Raw genomic sequence first — 16862 nt, forward strand, 5'->3', positions numbered from 1 at the left:
TGTTTATTTTTGACCTAAATACCGGGTGACTTTTTGCGCTTGCCCGGCATCACTCCACCAGTAGTCAATGCCCGATGACAACTTCGGTTTCACTTTCGGTTGATGATACATGTTCCAGTAAGCAAACCAGTTTTCACCCTTGCCATAGGTCGGAATTTGATAATAACCGGCACGCAATAAACGATCCAGTACCCTGGTTTTCAGTACCAATTGCTCACGGCTCGGTGCATGAATAACCTGCTGTACAATCGCATCAATCACAGGATTTTTAATACCGGCATAGTTGTAGTTACCCGGCTGATCTGCCGATGCACTGCCCCAGAACTGTGCCTGCTCATTTCCCGGATTGAGCGACTGCGGCATCACGTTGGTGGTCATGTCAAAATCCTTGGTCCGCATACGCTCGATATACTGCGGCACATCGACATGGCGGATCGCCACGTCCACACCCAAACGTTTCATATTGCGAATAAAGGGCATCAGGGTACGCTGCAAACCATCCTGATGGATTAAAAATTCAATCCGGATCGGCTTGCCTTGGGTATCCAGCAAACGGCCATTTTTAAAGGTATAGCCGGCTTTGATGAGCAACTGGCGTGCAGTCAGCAAGTTATTACGGTTAAATCCGCTGGCATCCGACACCGGATATTTCCAATTTTTTAAAACCCCCTGACGTTGAATGGGATTCAATCGGGCTAGATAGGGTTTTAAAATGGCTAGCTCTGCGGGGCTGGGCGTGCCTTTGGCTTCCAATTCACTGTTGGCAAAATAGCTTTGTAAGCGTCGATACTGTCCGTAAAACAGCGCCTTGTTTTGCCATTCAAAATCATAAGCATAGGTGATGGCTTGGCGAAACCGGATATCTTGAAAAGGTGTACGGCGGGTATTAAAGACAAAACTTTGTGTTGGAATCGGGTTCTGGTGCTGGAACCGGTATTTCACCACCATCCCTGCTTTTATCGCAGGAAAGTGATATTCCGTGACCCATTTACGTGCGGTAAATTCTTCATGCAGGGTATATTGGCCCGACTTAAAGCCTTCAAAGGCAATGTCCAGATTGCGGTAATAGATATATTTCAGGCGATCAAAGTTATATCGACCTTTATTGACCGGCAGGTCTTTGCCCCAGTAATTTGGATTGCGTTTATAGCTGATGCTACGACCTGCATCAATCCGGTCAATCAGGTACGGCCCTGATCCCAAAATCGGTTGCATGGTGACCCGAGTGAAATCCTTCTTCTGCCAATCGCGTTTTGAATAAATTGGCATTTGCGCCAGAATCAGCGGCATCTCTGCATTATTGGCAGACTTAAAACTCATTTTGACTGCATATTTGGACAATACTTCGGTTTTATCCAGATCGGCCAGATACATTTGCAGTCCCGGATTGGACTTGGTTTTATAAGTATCAAAAGTGAATTTGATGTCTTCGGCAGTCACTGCACTGCCATCGCTAAAACGTGCTTTGGGATTGAGATGGAAAATGACATATTGGGTCTGCTTGGGATCATAAGTCACTTTCTCCGCTAGCAAAGGATACATCACCCCCGGCTCGTCTAGTGAATTCGACATCAGCGAATCAAACAGGTATTCCACCCCATCGGTTGAGCTGCCTTTGCCATTCATACTGTTTAAATTGTCAAAAGTCCCATTACTGGCAGTACTTAAATAACCGCCTTTAGGTGCCTGGGGATTGGCATAGGGCATGACCGGCAAGCTTGCATATTTCGGCTGGCTATGAATGGCAATATAAGGCGTAGTCTGCATGGCAGCCCATATTCCTTGCGTTACAAGACTAAGCCCCCATGCAACCCCCCAATATTTCGCCCTGGCAAATGACATCTAAACTGACTCCCTGTCTTTGCATATTGTTATAAGTTTGGAACTTTAATCACATCACCAATACGTAATTGTTTATTGGGTTGCATATCATTCATTTCTGCAAGTTTTGAACTTTCCAGACCATAACGATTGGCCAGCCCAATCAGGGTATCCCCGCGTTTGACTTTATATTCAACCACAGTTTTAGGAATCACAATCTGCTGACCGACACGTAAACCGGCACGGGCATTCAAATCATTCATCGCCGCCAATTCAGCTACCGACACCCCGGTCCGGTTGGCAATCGCATTTAAGGACTCGCCCGCTTTCACGGTATACGCATCGGTATTTTTAGATGATTTCACTGCTTTTGCGATAGGCTCATCCACTTTAGCATCCAGCTTTGGAAGGTCTCCGTCAATTTTTAAACGTTGCCCAATACGGACAGTAGAATTGCGGGTTAAGCCATTCAATGCAGCTAAATAATCCAGCTGTAAATGATATTTCTTCGCAATATTGCTTAATGTTTCGCCAGGTTTAACCACATGGCTGTCACTCTTTTCAAAGCTGACTTTTTCAATTTTCGCTTCTACTTTGTTAGATGTTGCAACAGGTTCTTCACCCGTTAGTTTCAAACGCTGTCCTACACGTAAACCCGTATTGCGGTTAATGCCATTGATATTGGCAATATAATCCATGCCTAAATTATATTTGGCAGAAATGGCCGACAGGCTATCCCCGGATTGCACGGTATAACTCTCCGGAACAGTTGAACTTGCAGGAATCTTCAGGGTTTGACCTACCCGAACGCCACTGTTGTTGGACAATTTATTCAGCTGTGCCAGTTCGGTTAAGGAAATTTTCGATTTGGCTGCAATGCTCGACAGGGTATCGCCACGTTGCACCTGATAATTTTCCGTTTTATAGGACGGTTCAATGACTACCGGATCTATTTTAACCGGACTCACTTTTTCTTCCGGCTTGCTGTTTACTTCATGCAGTGGCACATTAATTTTTTGTCCCACCATTAAGCTGCTGCCCGCAGTCAGACCGGTGGTTAAATCAGCCAGCTCCTGATTGGACAAGGCATAACGGTCTGCGATCAGTTTGAGATATTCACCACGCTTAACTACATAAGACTTGGTTTTCACTTTGGCAGTAGATTTTGAATTATTGCTCTTGGTTTCAACAGTATCGGAATTGCCTTGAGTGCTTTCTTTTAACGATAATTTTTGCCCGACACGTAAACCGCTGCTGACTGACAGATTATTGTAATCTGCCAATTGCTTGACCGATAAGCCAAACTGGCTAGCCACCCCGGTCAGACTATCATTGGCCTGAACCACATAAATTTCTGGTTGTGCTTTAGACTTGGCCGATGAAGAGGTTTCAGTATTTTGTGGTTTAGCATCATAAAGATAAATACTGGTTCCCACATACAGCGGTGAGTTTGGATCAATCTGGTTCCATTTCGCCACATCACGCCAGTTCAGGCCATTTTTCATGGCAATGACTGCTAAGGTATCTCCAGGAAGAACGGTATAGGTACTGCGTTTTCCTTTCGGCGCAACCACCACAATTTCAGTCTCTGTCTTAACGTAATTTTTACCTTGGTTACGTTTGGCTTCATCAGAGTCAGCCTTGGTATTTTCCGCCACACCTTTTGGATAAGCGAAACCTTTGGTTAACTCCTTGCCTTGCTGCTCAGCGACTGACAGGCTGGTTTGGATGGCCGTTAACTTAATCTTGCCGTCAAATGGATCGACAATTTCGGTGCCTTGTGGTGCAATGGCTTTAATTTCTGCAACGACTTTTTCCTGTTCGGCTTTACTGGCTACAGGTTGAAGTACCTGTTCTACCGTTTTATTTTCACCTTCCGCTTTCACCGCCGCCATAATCTGCTCACGCTCAGCCGCAGACAATGGAGGTTCTACCGTCACAGGCTTGACATTCGCCACCTGACTCACCGCAACAGGAATACGTGGTGCACTTGGAATATCGCTATTTGCAGCAAAAGATGCCAAGGCATCAGAGCCTTGAGGCGTAGTCATACGTTTGCTACTTGAAGGTTTTGTTACTGCCACAGGATTTGCCGCACTCACTGGGGTAGCAGTGACTGGCTGAGAACTTTTAGGCGTGTTTGTAGCTAATACCGGTGGTGCTGTTTTGGCCGGATTAATCACTTGCGTATTTAACTCAGGCGGGTTGCTTCTTTCCGGAGTAAAGGGTTTTGCCGTGTTTGCCCATAACGCCCCAGAACTTGGCGATAACTTTTTAAGCCGGGCATCAATAGCAGGACTTAAATCCGCAGGAATAATGATCTTCATCGGGCTTTGCTCATCCACCCAGTCCCCACGATGCCCTGGATTGAGCTGATACAGCTCGGCACGGCTTAAACCTGTAAGCGAGGCAACTTCATTCAAGCTTACCGGCCCGACCGGCACTTCCCTAAAGTGTGGACGGTTGGCAATCGGCGGTAAAGATACCCCATAAGCACCCGGATTTTTAATAATTTGTGCTACAGCCAGGAAGCGTGGCACATAGTTCATGGTTTCCTGAGGCAGTTTCAGTGACCAGTAGTCTGTAGGCAAGCCAGCTGCCTTATTGCGGTTAATCGCCTGCTGGATCCGTCCCGGACCTGCATTATAAGCAGCCAAAGCCAATTCCCATGAACCAAACTGATTATATAAGCCGCCCAAAAACTCGTAGGCTGCACGGGTCGATTCCACCACATCGCGACGGCCATCATACAGGCTGGTCTGTCTTAAACCATAAATCCGTCCGGTACTTGGAATAAATTGCCACATCCCGGCGGCGGCGGCGCTACTGGTCGCTGCAGGGTCATAGGAACTTTCAATAATCGGCAATAATGCCAGTTCTGTCGGTAAACCGCGACGTTCCGCCTCTTTTACAGTATGGTAAAGATAACGTGAAGCACGGGCACTTAAACGGTCCAGATAAGGTTGTCGGGAAATGAACCAGCCACGCTGTGCTTCAATACGCGGATCCGAATGATTCAGATCCATCTTGAAACCTACCGTCATGCGCTTCCAGACATCACCGTGTTTTAAAATTAACAAACGGTCGCCTTCTACTGCGCTCATGTCTGTTGCAGATAATAAATCTTCCAATGAATCCAAGCTGTCGGCATCCAGGTATCCGGATGAACCCACCATTTTCGATTTTGAGCCATGTGTCACACTTTGGCTTGAAGAGCAGCCTGATAGTCCCAATGCAGCTAAAGCTGAACCCAGTACTGTTATTTTAAAAAAATTGGGTAATGTTGGCTGCCACAAAATCGCGGTTGGTTTATACATAAAAAAATCCAAACAACTCGTATCAAATTTATTTTTTAGATCTGCCATTGTAGTGAAGCATAAGGGAGACACAAGGGATTAATTTAGCGCGATTTCACTATAAATGTTACAAGAATTTAAAAAATAACCGTGTAATACACTTTTAAAGTGAAATTGCGTTATACAATATGCCAATCACCTAGTTTATTTGACTCTCATTTTAGCGTTCGGATTTGGTTTATATGACTCAAACAATCACTCTCTATGTCGATGGCGCTTGTCGCGGCAATCCTGGTTTAGGCGGTTGGGGTGCATATATCATTACAGAATCAGAAAAGCATAAACTGTGTGGCGGAGAAGCGGAAACCACCAATAACCGCATGGAACTCACCGCGGCAATTGAAGGTATCCTGTTTTGTCCGCGCGATGCCAAACTGATCATCTGGACCGATTCCAAATATGTCAAGCAAGGCATTACCGAATGGATTCATGGCTGGAAAAAGAAAAACTGGAAAGATGTCAAAAATCCGGACCTGTGGAAATTACTGGATGCGACTTGTCAGGGTCGTGACATTGAATGGAACTGGATTAAAGGTCATGCCGGACATCCGGGTAATGAGATGGCCGATCAACTGGCCAATCGGGGCGCCGATCAAACCTTAAAAGCCATGAAAAATCTATTATCATCTGCCGAAAATGTTTTAGAACAAGCCAACATGCTGGATAAAAAAAAAGCTGAAAAAGACTGGTTGTTAGATGACCCCTTTGGTTTCGACCTAATGGAAGCCGAGCTGCAAGATGACAATGAAATTTTAGACAACGAGTCTTCAGAAAATGAAGTCTTAGAAAGCACATTCTTAGAAAACACAGAACAAGAAACCGATCAGGCAAATAGTATGCAGGAACAAAGTGAAGATCTGGACACGATTGTACCTAACATTACCACTGCTTCGGATAAACCGCTGCACCCACATATCATGATTACGCCACGAAGCAAAGAAGTTCATGGTCCTCGCCAGCTAATTCTGGATACCGAAACCACCGGTTTCTATTTTCAGGACACTGACCGGATTATTGAGGTGGGCGCGATTGAAATGGTCAACCGCAAACTGACTGGCAGTTCGATTCATATTTATATCAACCCGCAAAAACCGGTGGGTGAATCTGAAAATATTCACGGTATTTCAGATGAGTTTCTGAAAGACAAACCGCTTTACGCAGAAATTGCCGATGTGCTGTTTGACTATTTAAAAGGCGCAGAAATTATCGCGCATAACGCAACCTTCGATATGAACTTCCTCGATATGGAGTTTAAACGCGCAGGTTTTGTGGCCTTATCGGAAGTCTGTGAAGTGACCGATACCTTGGCCATGGCCAAGGGCAAGCACCCGGGGCAAAAAAACTCGCTCGATGCTTTAGTTCGGCGTTATGAAATTCCGCAACGTGACCGTACTTTCCACGGGGCCTTACTCGATGCCGAAATTCTGGCTGATGTCTACCTAGCCATGACCGGCGGTCAGGTGTCTTTCGATATGGATACCCTGACCGAAGCCGAGCAACAACAGAGTCAAGCAGCCCGCTCCACTGTACAAATAGAGCTGCCTGTGATTTTACCTTCAGCCGAAGAATTGGCAAAACATGAGAATTGGGTCAAACAATTTGAAGAAAAACATGGAACAGCTTGTCTTTTTGCAAAATAAAATCTACATTTCTAGTGGTTTTTTGTATTTAAACGTTTAACAGTTACGTTATAGTTAAACGCAAAGAAGTTTGGCCTTGAACGGGCTACTCATAAACAGATAAAACACTAGGAAAGGTGCAGATCCATGTCTTCTTACCAAACCTCTATTCATTTTGACCCGACTGCATTGCTGATAATAAAAAATGAGGTTGATAACTCAATTAAATTAGTTGAATCAGCGGTGAGTTCTTTGGCAGAAGACCACACTTTACCCTTTGGTATTGACGATGCACTAAATCAGTTTGAACAATGTGCCCAGGTGCTTGCGCTCATTGATATGCAAAGTCTGGCTAAAATTGCCCAGTACTCAGCAGAGTTAATGCGCAAGATTATGCAGAATCCTGCGCAAATTAATACTCAGGAAGTGGTGGCCTTAAGTGAGGGCACCACCATGTTGAAACGTTACATCGAATTTATTTGCTTACGCGAAGTTAAAATTCCACAATTCCTGCTCGAAACCCTAAATCGTCTGGAAATTGTGCTGGGTAAACCGATTAGCCATGAAGGTCAGCATATCGAGCCATTACTGGACTGTATTACTCCTGATTTTAAGCTGCCTCAAGCACCAAGTCTGGAAAAGTCACAATATGTACATCGCCTGTACAAACTGTCTTTAAACAAGCTACTGAAACAGGAAGAAACTGAATTTGACCTGCAGGCGATCAAACTGGTCGGTGCCTATTTGGCAGATCTGGCAGAAAATACGCCAAGCAAACAATACTGGAATCTGGTGCATGTGGCATTTAATCAGGTGAACCATTTATTGATCAATGATGTACGTTTACGTACCCTGATCGGTATTGAACGCAACATGGCACAATATTTTAGTGCTCCTGATCGCTTCAAGCCAAGTCTGTCTGATCTAGCCAACATCTTAAGCTTGTGCATTAGTCAGGAAGATGAGACGGCTCAACATATCCGTAGCCAGTTAAACATTGGCGAAGATCATTTGACCGATACCCAATTGCAGGTATTTAGCCGCCATCTCTATGGTCCTGATTTTGATACCATGCATACCATTAGTGAACTTGTGACCACAGAAATGGCGCAAATTCGTAATGATATCGAATTCAACTATCAAAACATGACCGCTGAGAAAACGCAGCAACTACAAGCTCAGTTACTCAATCTTGCCAATATCTTTAAAGTATTGAACCTGAATGAAGCATATAACGATTTATCGCGTCAGGCCGCATCACTCAGCCAAGGTGATATCTTAAAAGATGAAAATTTTGCACAGCAGTTGATGAATTGCATTTTGTCAGCAATGAACTCGATTGGGGTGCTGGAACGCCATTACACCTCAAGCCGTTTACAACTTCGTGTAAATAATATGAACATTTCTTTAGACCGTTTAGATGAAGCACATGAGGCTTTACTGAACGAAACTAGAGCCGTGATTGAGCTTTCCAGCCAAATCTTGATGCAGTACCTGCAAGATCAAAATCTGGCTGCACTTGAGAATATTCCGACCCAATTGCGTGAAATTGGCGGTGCCCTGCTGTTCTTAAATGCCGAATCGGGTCGAACTTCATTGAATACGGCTGCGACCTTTATTCAACAGCAAATTGAAAATTCTGCAACGATCACTGCTGAACAAATCAACCACACCCTCGATACTTTAGCCAGTGCCGACATGCTGATTGACAATTTAAAGTCGAAACAGCCTGTCCTCCAGTCCATGTTTGATGTAGCATTGCAAAGTAGCGAAAAACTGAAAACTGTTGCCTAATGTCTGAATTGTCACTTGCTTATATCTTCCATCAACATCAACTTCTAGTCGATGAAAACTTTCAGCTCCCTCGGGTAGAACGTTTAGCAAGTGACCTTCACTTCAACACGGGTGATCAGGTGATTGCCCGCGACCTTCTCGAAAATGAGCCTATTCCAGCAGGCTTGCAACTGGTTCCTATCCGTCAATTGTTAACCTTGTGGGATACCCAACAGTTTGAAGCCGCCAGTCGTGCCATCCAGCTGTTAGAATGGCGCCGCAACCACAAGTTCTGTAGTCATTGTGGACATCCAACTGAAGCCCATGCGACTGAATATGCCATGGTTTGCCCAGCATGTGGTTATCATCAATATCCGCGGGTACAGCCCTGCGTCATCACCATCATTACCCGTGGTCAAGATGAAATTCTGCTGGCTAAAAATGCCAACAACAAAAGTAATATGTACGGTCTGATTGCCGGTTTTGTTGAGGTAGGAGAAACACTGGAAGAAGCTGTACGCCGTGAAACTTTTGAGGAAGTGGGATTAAAAGTAAAAAATATTCAGTATCTTGCCAGCCAGCCCTGGCCTTTCCCTAGTAACTTGATGCTCGCCTTCCGTGCTGAATATGCTTCTGGAGAAATCAAGCTGCAAGAAGAAGAAATTAGCGACGCGCAATTCTTTAAAATGGATCAACTGCCTGAAATTCCATTTAAAGGCAGTATTGCCTACGCCATGATTAAACATATTACCGAAGGTCATCCTGTAGCAGATGACACGCGGGAATGGCTGTAAACTAGGGTTTTAAAGCTTCATCCAGAACCGCCAAAATTTGTTTCTTGGTCTGGAAATAGCGACTGAACAAACTGGAAACTGATCCCATAATCGAAACATGCCCAGTACCCGGGATGGTAATCATCTGGCTATGATTACCCTTTTCCTGCAGAATACGATGTAGATCTTCGGAATTATTATGACCGACTACCTGATCATTTGCCGCTAAAAACAGGTAATGTCGCACGGTATTGGTTTCAACAAAATAATAAGGCATCACCTGTTGATAAGGTACGCTTTGATCAAAGGCATCTGCACAGATCGGATCATCTTTATAATCAAAATGATAAGGGCCAGACAAACCAATAATGGCTCGAATCTGGCTGCGGCATTGCAAAGGGTAAGGTGTCGGATGATAGAGTGCCGACATGACATTAAATGCACCGGCTGAATGGCCCATCAATACCAGTTTTTCCGTCTGAATATTGTATCTGGACTGATGCTGAGTCAAATAGTTTAATGCCAGGCTCAGATCATCAATATAACTGGGAAATACATGCTCGGGGGCAAGATGATAATTGATCACCGCAACATCATAGCCTTCTCTGGCGAAAGCCTCTCCCACAAAGCGGTAATCTTTTTTATCTCCATGCAGCCATGCCCCTCCATGCACAAATACAATTAAAGCACGCTGTTCACGCGGCACTTCGCTGGTAAAAATATCCAAGCGTTGCCGGGCTTTCAAGCCATAAGCAATGTTTTCAATTACCGTATAGCCTTTACGCGGGGTTAAACGGTTTAAGGCATAGCTACCAAAATCGTAAAGGCGAAAATCCTTGTACAGGATTTGCACTTTTTCTACTTTTTGCTGGATTTCCTTTCTAACTGTTTCTACAACCTTATTGAGCATAGGTGGGCTCTGCTTGATCCGGATCAATAGCCACTGGTGTCTGTTCGACAGGCTGTGCATTCACGACAGGGCTACTAAAACTTGAAGTCCTTATAGCGGACTGTTCCACATTGTCAATCAGAGTAATAATTTTGGTGACATTGCCGACTTGTTGCAGCACCTGATTCAGATCATTAATTTCTGCAGTATTTAAACGCCCCATCACATATAAAACACCATCTTCAGTGTGAATGCGCACTTTGCTATCAGACACCACCACGGCTTTCATAATCAGACCACGCGTATTCGCAGTTACCGTAGTATCTTGCATAATAGTGCTATAACCAATCTGGTTACCCACAGCAATGTAATTATGTACGGTTTTTACATCACTCATGGCACGGACATTATCTTCAGCCAACTGTTTTAAGTGTGCATCCGGCACTTGACCAGTTAACAATACATTGCCATGAAAACTTTCAATATTGACACGAGATTGTTTAAAGCGACTGTCTAATTTATATAAATTAATTTTAGCAGTACGTTCTATAGAGGAATCGATAAACACCTGCCCAAGAGAACGGGCACCACTTTCTGTACCTACCGGGGCCGATCCTGTGCCACTCGAGATAAAACTTGCACAACCAGATAAACTTGCTACACACAGTAACGTCATTGCAATACGGTTAAACACTCAGCAAGACTCCTCATTATTCAGTTCTATTTTATGTCAGCATTTACGCTATGATTTTGTTCAAAGATTAATAAACTCTTCATCAAAAGTAAAAGCATTTTCAATCCATTGTTGATCATAAGTGAATTTGGAAAAATCTTGCTGTATGGTTTTTGCAAATTGTTGAAGAAAATCAAAACAAATCACATCAAAACGACAATAAAAGGTTTGCAATTCAGGATGGGCATGTAAAAAGCACAGTGCCGATTTCATCATTTTGCGCTGTTTGGAAAAAGAAACTGTTTCACATGATTGTGCATACCGGGTTAGCGAACGAGCTTTGACTTCAACAAAAACCAGTTCCTGAGCCTGCTGTACAATCAGGTCAATTTCCCCGTAACGGCAATGATAATTTGCCACAATCAGCTGAAAACCTTCTGCCTGTAGTAATTTTAAGGCCTGTTGTTCAGCCCATTGTCCCAAATTCAAATGTGCCGCAAGCTTTGTCATAACAATGCCCGGATTCCCTTTTTGGTATTTTCATAACAGTGTGGAATGCGCTGGATTTGATTATTATTGACTTGAATTAGTCCGGTACGTCCCTGAAACTGCATACTTTTTAAATTGGGCTCGGCCAAATACTGACTCGCAATATGCCAGGCATCGCCACCAAAAGCGATCAGGCGCTGATAGGCTATGGGAATGGCGTTTGCTTGAACAGACTGGATGACATCTGGCCATTCCGAGCCATATAAGGCCGGAACATCACAAAATTTTACCCCTACTGGCAATATCTGACCTTGTTCAACGGCATTTGCTAAAATATAAATGTTTTTATGCGGCAACTGGGGCAACTTATTCAACCAGGCATTATTCCCCAATAATAATAAACCGGTATGTTTATTTAACTTTTTGGGTGCTTCTTCAATTAAATTCAGGTGGTAATTTGTTTGAGTGAGTAAAGAAATCAGAAACAGTTCATTATCAATTTCAGCATCTTTTTGCTGCAACACATAAAGCTCTTTGATTTTGTCATTCTGCAACACCTGATTCAGTGCCACCGCATCATCCTGCTTGGACAAACTAAATTGTTCAACATTGGCAAACTGCGATGACGCATCATTTAAGGCCAGAACTCGAACCTTCGGCTTTGCCTTGATTAAAGCGTCCACATCCTGACGGGCTAAAGGTCCGATCACCATCTGGGTTTTTTTATTGACATTTTGTTTAAGCAACTGCGCAATCGGTTTTTTGTCCGAGTTTACAAATTTAATGGGGGTTTCCAGCTCTGATGCCTGATAAGCACTCATAAAACCCTGTTTGACACTTAATCCGGCTCGCGCCATAGGTCCCGATTCAGGTAAAATGACCAGCACTTCAGCTTGAGCGTGGTTAAAAATGCAATACAGCAGAAAGCCTATTAAAATTTTTTTATTATTCAACATTGGAGAAACCTTATGAGTGCTCAGTTATTTGTTGTAGCGACCCCAATTGGGCACTTAGATGACATTACTTATCGTGCTATTGATATTCTAAAGTCTGTAAGTATCATCGCAGCAGAAGATACGCGTACTTCCGCTCAATTATTAAAGCACTTTAATATATCAACTCCACTGACTGCCTGTCACGAACATAATGAAAGCAATAAAATTGACATCTTGATCCAGCGCTTGCTGAATGGCGAAAATATGGCACTGATCAGCGATGCAGGTACGCCGCTGATTAGCGATCCGGGGTTTAAACTGGTTCGTGCAGCACAAGAACATAATATTCGCGTTATTCCTGTTCCCGGTGCCTGTGCAGCCATTGCAGCACTCAGTTCTGTCGGTTTACCGAGTGACCGCTTCAGTTTCGAAGGTTTCCTACCTTCACGCCAGTCACAACGTCTGAGCCAGCTGGAAAAACTGAAAGATGAAACCCAGACCCTGATTTTTTACGAAGCACCACATCGTATTTTAGAGTCGGTGAAAGATATGGCCCAGGTATTTGGTGCCAATCGTCCTGTGGGTTTTGCCCGTGAAATTACCAAAACCTTTGAAACCATCAAAAAGATGACTTTGGCAGAACTGGTTCAGTTTATTGAAGCTGACCACAACCAGCAAAAAGGTGAAATTGTGCTGGTCATTGGCGGTGCAACTGAAGAAAAGGATCTGGAACAGGAAAAACTGGACCAGCTATTGACCCGTTTATTACAGGATTTATCCGTAAAAGCGGCTTCACAATTGGCCGCAGATTTAACCGGAATAAAAAAGAAAGTGGCGTATCAACGCGCTTTAGAACTTAGCAATAAGGTCTGAGCAACTGTCAGTTGAAAAGCAAAAAGCATCACGAAAAGTGATGCTTTTTTTATTCTGTAGCGAGGCCTCACAAAAGAATGAATTAATCTTTTGCTGACTCGTCTGCAGGTACTTCAGTAATACGACCGCCACGCGCAAGGAAAGCAGCCACCTCATCTTCCAGAGCTTGACGCTGTTTCAGTTTAGCAGTCACTGTCAGTGTTTCAGCTTCAGCCACATCACCATCAGTTGCAACTGAATCACTGTCAGATGCACCTTTTTCAGCAGCTTTTGCTTCATCTTCATCTACTGCAGTATCTTCTACATCATCGTAGTCATTCATATCTGTCATCTTTCTTTCTCCCCAAAAATGACGTCTATCACTTCAATTTGAATTGATTGCGAACTAGGAAGAAATTTAGCAATCTCTGTAGGTTTCGCATAGAGTCAATTTAAAAAAAATCGTATCTTTTTTAACCAAAAAAGTAACCTTGTATAAAGATTTGTACAAAAAACAGTTTTTCAGCCTTAAACCGCATATTGTGTATCTTTTAAGATCTGCAATCCGTTGGCTTGAGCCATGAAGGCATCTTTTAATGCCGCATGTTGCTCCACTTGTTTTAAGCCAAAATTTCGTGCCCAAACCACGGGAAACAGTTGGGTCGTTTCCATCCATCCAATTGCAGACATGCTGTGCATCATGGCATCGTTTTGACCTTTACGGCGGTGTTCATAGCGCTGTAAGCTTTGTTCATGCGCCCATACTCCACGTTTCAAATCATGCAACAGTACATCGCATAAAATGGCTGCGTCCAGACAGCCAATATTGACCCCTTGACCGGCCAGCGGATGAATCACATGTGCGGCATCTCCAATCAAGGCTAAACCGACTTTGACATACTGCTGTGCGGCACGTGCTTTAAGCGGAAACTGCGCTCGTGGCGTTGCCTCTAAAACCTCACCCAGCATGTGATGACTTTCACGCGTGAGCAACGCAGTAAAATCGGCATCATTTAAAGCGGCATATTCTGCTGCATAATCATCTGGTAATGTCCAGACAATGGATTGCCAATAGCCTTGCTGTTCCGGCTTTAAACTGGCCATCGGTAAAAAGGCCAATGGGCCAGTTTCCAGAAAAATCTGACGAGCCACATGTTGATGCGGCTGGGCAGTTCGAATGGCACAGCTCAAACCGGCCTGTTTATAATCCAGAATATCGAGATCAATAAAGGCCTGTTCACGAACAAAGGAATTTGCACCATCCGCGCCGATCAGCAGTCTGGTTTTTAATTGGGTGCCGTCTGCCAGATGAATCTGCCAGATTCCCGCTACGCCCTGCTCTATAGCTGTGACCTTAACCTGAGTACGATAATCCTGAAGCTGCTCCAGCATTTTTTCTTGAATGGCTAAGTTCAACAAACTTGGCTCGACCATTGAACCCAAAGCTTGCTCAACCGATGGTATTTGCTCTGCTGCATGCCCAAAGTTAATTTCACCATAGCCATTTTTATTCCACACTTGCATGCCTGTGTATGGCTGTTGGCGTGCCAGTCTGTCCCAGACACCAGCCGTTTTCAATAAATGAATGGTCGCCTGGCTGAGCGCCAGCACACGTGGGTTGGCAACACTTTTGGTTTTCTCGGCATTCAGAATGGGAGCAGCATCCAGAACTGTTGCCTGTACACCACCTTGAGCTAACAGCAATGCAGTCAGACCACCAACCAGACCACCACCAATAATGACAGCATCTAAAACATCAGATTGAACCTGGTTCATGCTTTTAGCCCCATTGCATAATTGGCAACCAGTGGTTTAATCCCTGGAATGGTATCAAAAGCGACCAAGCCGGTATTACGAATGAATTTTAGAATAGGATTGCTATTGCTAAAGCCACGGACTACCGAATCACAGAACTTGATCACACGTTGCTGATCGGTCAGACGTGATTTTTCATAGTCTTGCAGCATGGCTGCATCACCTAAGTCGGCTTGTTGTGCCATTTGCTCGGTTAAATAACGGAGCAAGACATAGGCATCACGCATACACAGGTTAAAGCCCTGACCGGCTACCGGGTGGATGGTATGGGCTGCATTGCCCATCAGTACCACACGTCCAACGGCCTGTTTTTCTGCCAAAACTTGCGACAATGGATAGCTAAAACGACGACCGGTTTTCTGGAATTTACCCGCACGGTCACCATAGGTTTTCTGTAAAGCATCAAGGAAGTGCTGGTCATTTTCATCACCTAGCCATTCGCCTTCTGTACCTTTGGCTACAGGCCAAACCACAGAACGGCGATATTCTCCCGGTAGAGGCAACAATGCTAAAGGGCCAAGCGGGCTAAAGCGTTCAAAACCGACATGATTATGCGGTTTTGAGGTTTGTACAGTCGTAACAATAGCCACTTGATCATAGTCATGTACCGATGCACCAATGCCTAAGGCTTTACGGCAAAATGAATCGCGGCCATCCGCAGCTATGACCAGCCTGGATTGTAAAGCTAAGGTTTCTTCGCCACGTTGCGCTGCGATATAAGCAAAGTCAGCATCTTGGGTCAGTGAGGTCACTTGTACGCCATCAATCAGTTCAATCAATGGCTGTTTGCGCACTTCTGTTAGCAACACACGACCGAGCCAGGCATTTTCAATGACCTGACCAAAACTTTCGACTTTTTCCTGTTCTGCTTTTAAACGTGCCTTGCCAAAGCTGCCTTGTTCGGTGATATGTACTTCCAGAATTGGCGTGGCATGTTCCTGCAAGGCATTCCATAAGCCCAGCTCCTGATAAATTTGTACGCTACGGCGTGACAAGGCACTGTTACGTGCATCAAAGCTCGAATGATAGGGAGCAAGATCTGCATCATCATAATTGGGGTACTTAATTGCTTCGAGCAGCTTCACTGCAATATTTGCCTTAGCCAACATCAAGGCTAAACTTAGCCCGACCATACCACCGCCTACGATGATTACTTCTTGCTGCATGTTTTGATCCTTTTATGTCGTATCTATCAGGTTGAGATACTTATAATCTTGATTGATTTTATATTACCTCAAAGAAATTTATTTTTATAATGAATTAGCGCTGCACTTTTAGATGATATCCAATTATGAATGGATTTCAGCCAGGCTAAGCCGATTATCTAGCTGTCTTGGCTTCATAAAAAGTGTTTAGTGCTTACGCTGTAAACATCATAAGGGTATTGCTTAAATCTCAACCATGAAAAAATATGTGGAAGCAATCGGTTTCAAGTCTATATGGCTGTGAAGCTTCCCCCACAGAAACCTTCAGCTTGCAATGTAGAAGCAAAAACGGAGCTTAAGCTCCGTTTTTACAGACTCAAATGAAATTCTCATAACACGATGATATAAATTACAGAAAATCGCCTTAATGAGGTTTCTAATTGAGCTTTGTATTCAGTCTGCTAACGCACCACTCTTGTCTGAGGCTCATGATGTACTGTTCGGCCTAATTTTGTTCCTGTATAAATCAGGTATAGTGCCGACAAGCCGACCAAGATATAAATAATCCTAGATAGAGCGCTCATTTCACCAAAAATAGCAGCGACTAAATTGAAATCGAATGCACCTATTAAGCCCCAGTTCAGGCCACCAATAATCGCCAAAGCGTAAGCAATCCAGTCGATAGTATTTAATCTCATCATTTTTCTCCCACTGTTCTTTAG

Annotated in this window: 14 protein-coding genes; 4 read left to right on the top strand and 10 right to left on the bottom strand. The window is 44.1% G+C overall.

The genetic code is table 11. From position 1 onward, the window contains the following. Window positions 1-3 precede the first annotated feature (3 nt). Complete coding sequence (locus tag ABJ384_RS10355) at window positions 4-1842, bottom strand: extracellular solute-binding protein (protein ID WP_349927169.1); 1839 nt, start codon at window positions 1840-1842, stop codon at window positions 4-6. Between the two features lie 29 nt (window positions 1843-1871). Beyond that, on the bottom strand, window positions 1872-5138 hold the full coding sequence (locus ABJ384_RS10360) for a LysM peptidoglycan-binding domain-containing protein (RefSeq protein ID WP_349927171.1): 3267 nt from the start codon (window positions 5136-5138) through the stop codon (window positions 1872-1874). A gap of 221 nt (window positions 5139-5359) precedes the next feature. On the opposite strand from ABJ384_RS10360, the gene dnaQ reads away from it, so the two are divergent. From dnaQ to nudC, 3 genes are all read left to right on the top strand, one after another. Further along, complete coding sequence (dnaQ, locus tag ABJ384_RS10365; protein ID WP_349927173.1) at window positions 5360-6817, top strand: DNA polymerase III subunit epsilon; 1458 nt, start codon at window positions 5360-5362, stop codon at window positions 6815-6817. A gap of 126 nt (window positions 6818-6943) precedes the next feature. Further along, the gene (locus ABJ384_RS10370; RefSeq protein WP_349927175.1) at window positions 6944-8590 is read left to right on the top strand and encodes a chemotaxis protein; all 1647 of its coding nucleotides are present in this window, start codon (window positions 6944-6946) and stop codon (window positions 8588-8590) included. Next, entirely contained in the window at window positions 8590-9363 is a 774-nt protein-coding gene (gene nudC, locus ABJ384_RS10375) for an NAD(+) diphosphatase (RefSeq protein WP_180042737.1), read from the top strand. Before ABJ384_RS10370 ends, nudC begins: the two co-directional genes overlap by 1 nt. A 1-nt stretch (window position 9364) precedes the next feature. Here the strand turns inward: nudC and ABJ384_RS10380 are convergent, their stop codons facing one another. Genes ABJ384_RS10380 through ABJ384_RS10395 form a run of 4 tightly spaced genes read right to left on the bottom strand, consistent with a single transcriptional unit; the run spans window position 9365 to window position 12349 of the window. Next, window positions 9365-10252, bottom strand: a complete 888-nt coding sequence (locus ABJ384_RS10380) for an alpha/beta hydrolase (protein ID WP_349927177.1) — start codon at window positions 10250-10252, stop codon at window positions 9365-9367. Further along, window positions 10242-10925 (bottom strand): BON domain-containing protein, encoded by a 684-nt coding sequence (locus tag ABJ384_RS10385; protein ID WP_166170967.1) that lies wholly within the window; start codon window positions 10923-10925, stop codon window positions 10242-10244. Before ABJ384_RS10385 ends, ABJ384_RS10380 begins: the two co-directional genes overlap by 11 nt. Window positions 10926-10985: 60 nt before the next feature. After that, window positions 10986-11414, bottom strand: a complete 429-nt coding sequence (locus ABJ384_RS10390; protein ID WP_349927179.1) for a YraN family protein — start codon at window positions 11412-11414, stop codon at window positions 10986-10988. Further along, window positions 11411-12349: a penicillin-binding protein activator gene (locus ABJ384_RS10395; RefSeq protein WP_349927181.1), complete on the bottom strand. Its 939-nt coding sequence runs from the start codon at window positions 12347-12349 to the stop codon at window positions 11411-11413. The genes ABJ384_RS10390 and ABJ384_RS10395 overlap by 4 nt, the downstream gene beginning before the upstream one ends. A 12-nt stretch (window positions 12350-12361) precedes the next feature. Here ABJ384_RS10395 and rsmI point away from each other — a divergent pair, with 12 nt between their 5' ends. Beyond that, window positions 12362-13201 carry a 16S rRNA (cytidine(1402)-2'-O)-methyltransferase gene (rsmI, locus tag ABJ384_RS10400; RefSeq protein ID WP_349927183.1) on the top strand — a complete coding sequence of 280 codons (840 nt, stop codon included), beginning with the start codon at window positions 12362-12364 and terminating at the stop codon, window positions 13199-13201. A gap of 82 nt (window positions 13202-13283) precedes the next feature. Here the strand turns inward: rsmI and ABJ384_RS10405 are convergent, their stop codons facing one another. The 4 genes from ABJ384_RS10405 to ABJ384_RS10420 form a co-directional block, all read right to left on the bottom strand. Beyond that, window positions 13284-13532, bottom strand: a complete 249-nt coding sequence (locus ABJ384_RS10405; protein WP_086194938.1) for a hypothetical protein — start codon at window positions 13530-13532, stop codon at window positions 13284-13286. A gap of 176 nt (window positions 13533-13708) precedes the next feature. Beyond that, window positions 13709-14956: an FAD-dependent monooxygenase gene (locus ABJ384_RS10410; RefSeq protein WP_349927185.1), complete on the bottom strand. Its 1248-nt coding sequence runs from the start codon at window positions 14954-14956 to the stop codon at window positions 13709-13711. Further along, window positions 14953-16161: a 2-octaprenyl-6-methoxyphenyl hydroxylase gene (gene ubiH / locus ABJ384_RS10415; protein ID WP_349927187.1), complete on the bottom strand. Its 1209-nt coding sequence runs from the start codon at window positions 16159-16161 to the stop codon at window positions 14953-14955. Before ubiH ends, ABJ384_RS10410 begins: the two co-directional genes overlap by 4 nt. Before the next feature lie 440 nt (window positions 16162-16601). Continuing rightward, complete coding sequence (locus tag ABJ384_RS10420; RefSeq protein ID WP_200224081.1) at window positions 16602-16838, bottom strand: DUF378 domain-containing protein; 237 nt, start codon at window positions 16836-16838, stop codon at window positions 16602-16604. Window positions 16839-16862: the final 24 nt, after the last annotated feature.

The organism is Acinetobacter sp. A1-4-2, assembly GCF_040233925.1.
In the GTDB taxonomy this organism is placed as follows: Bacteria; Pseudomonadota; Gammaproteobacteria; order Pseudomonadales; family Moraxellaceae; genus Acinetobacter.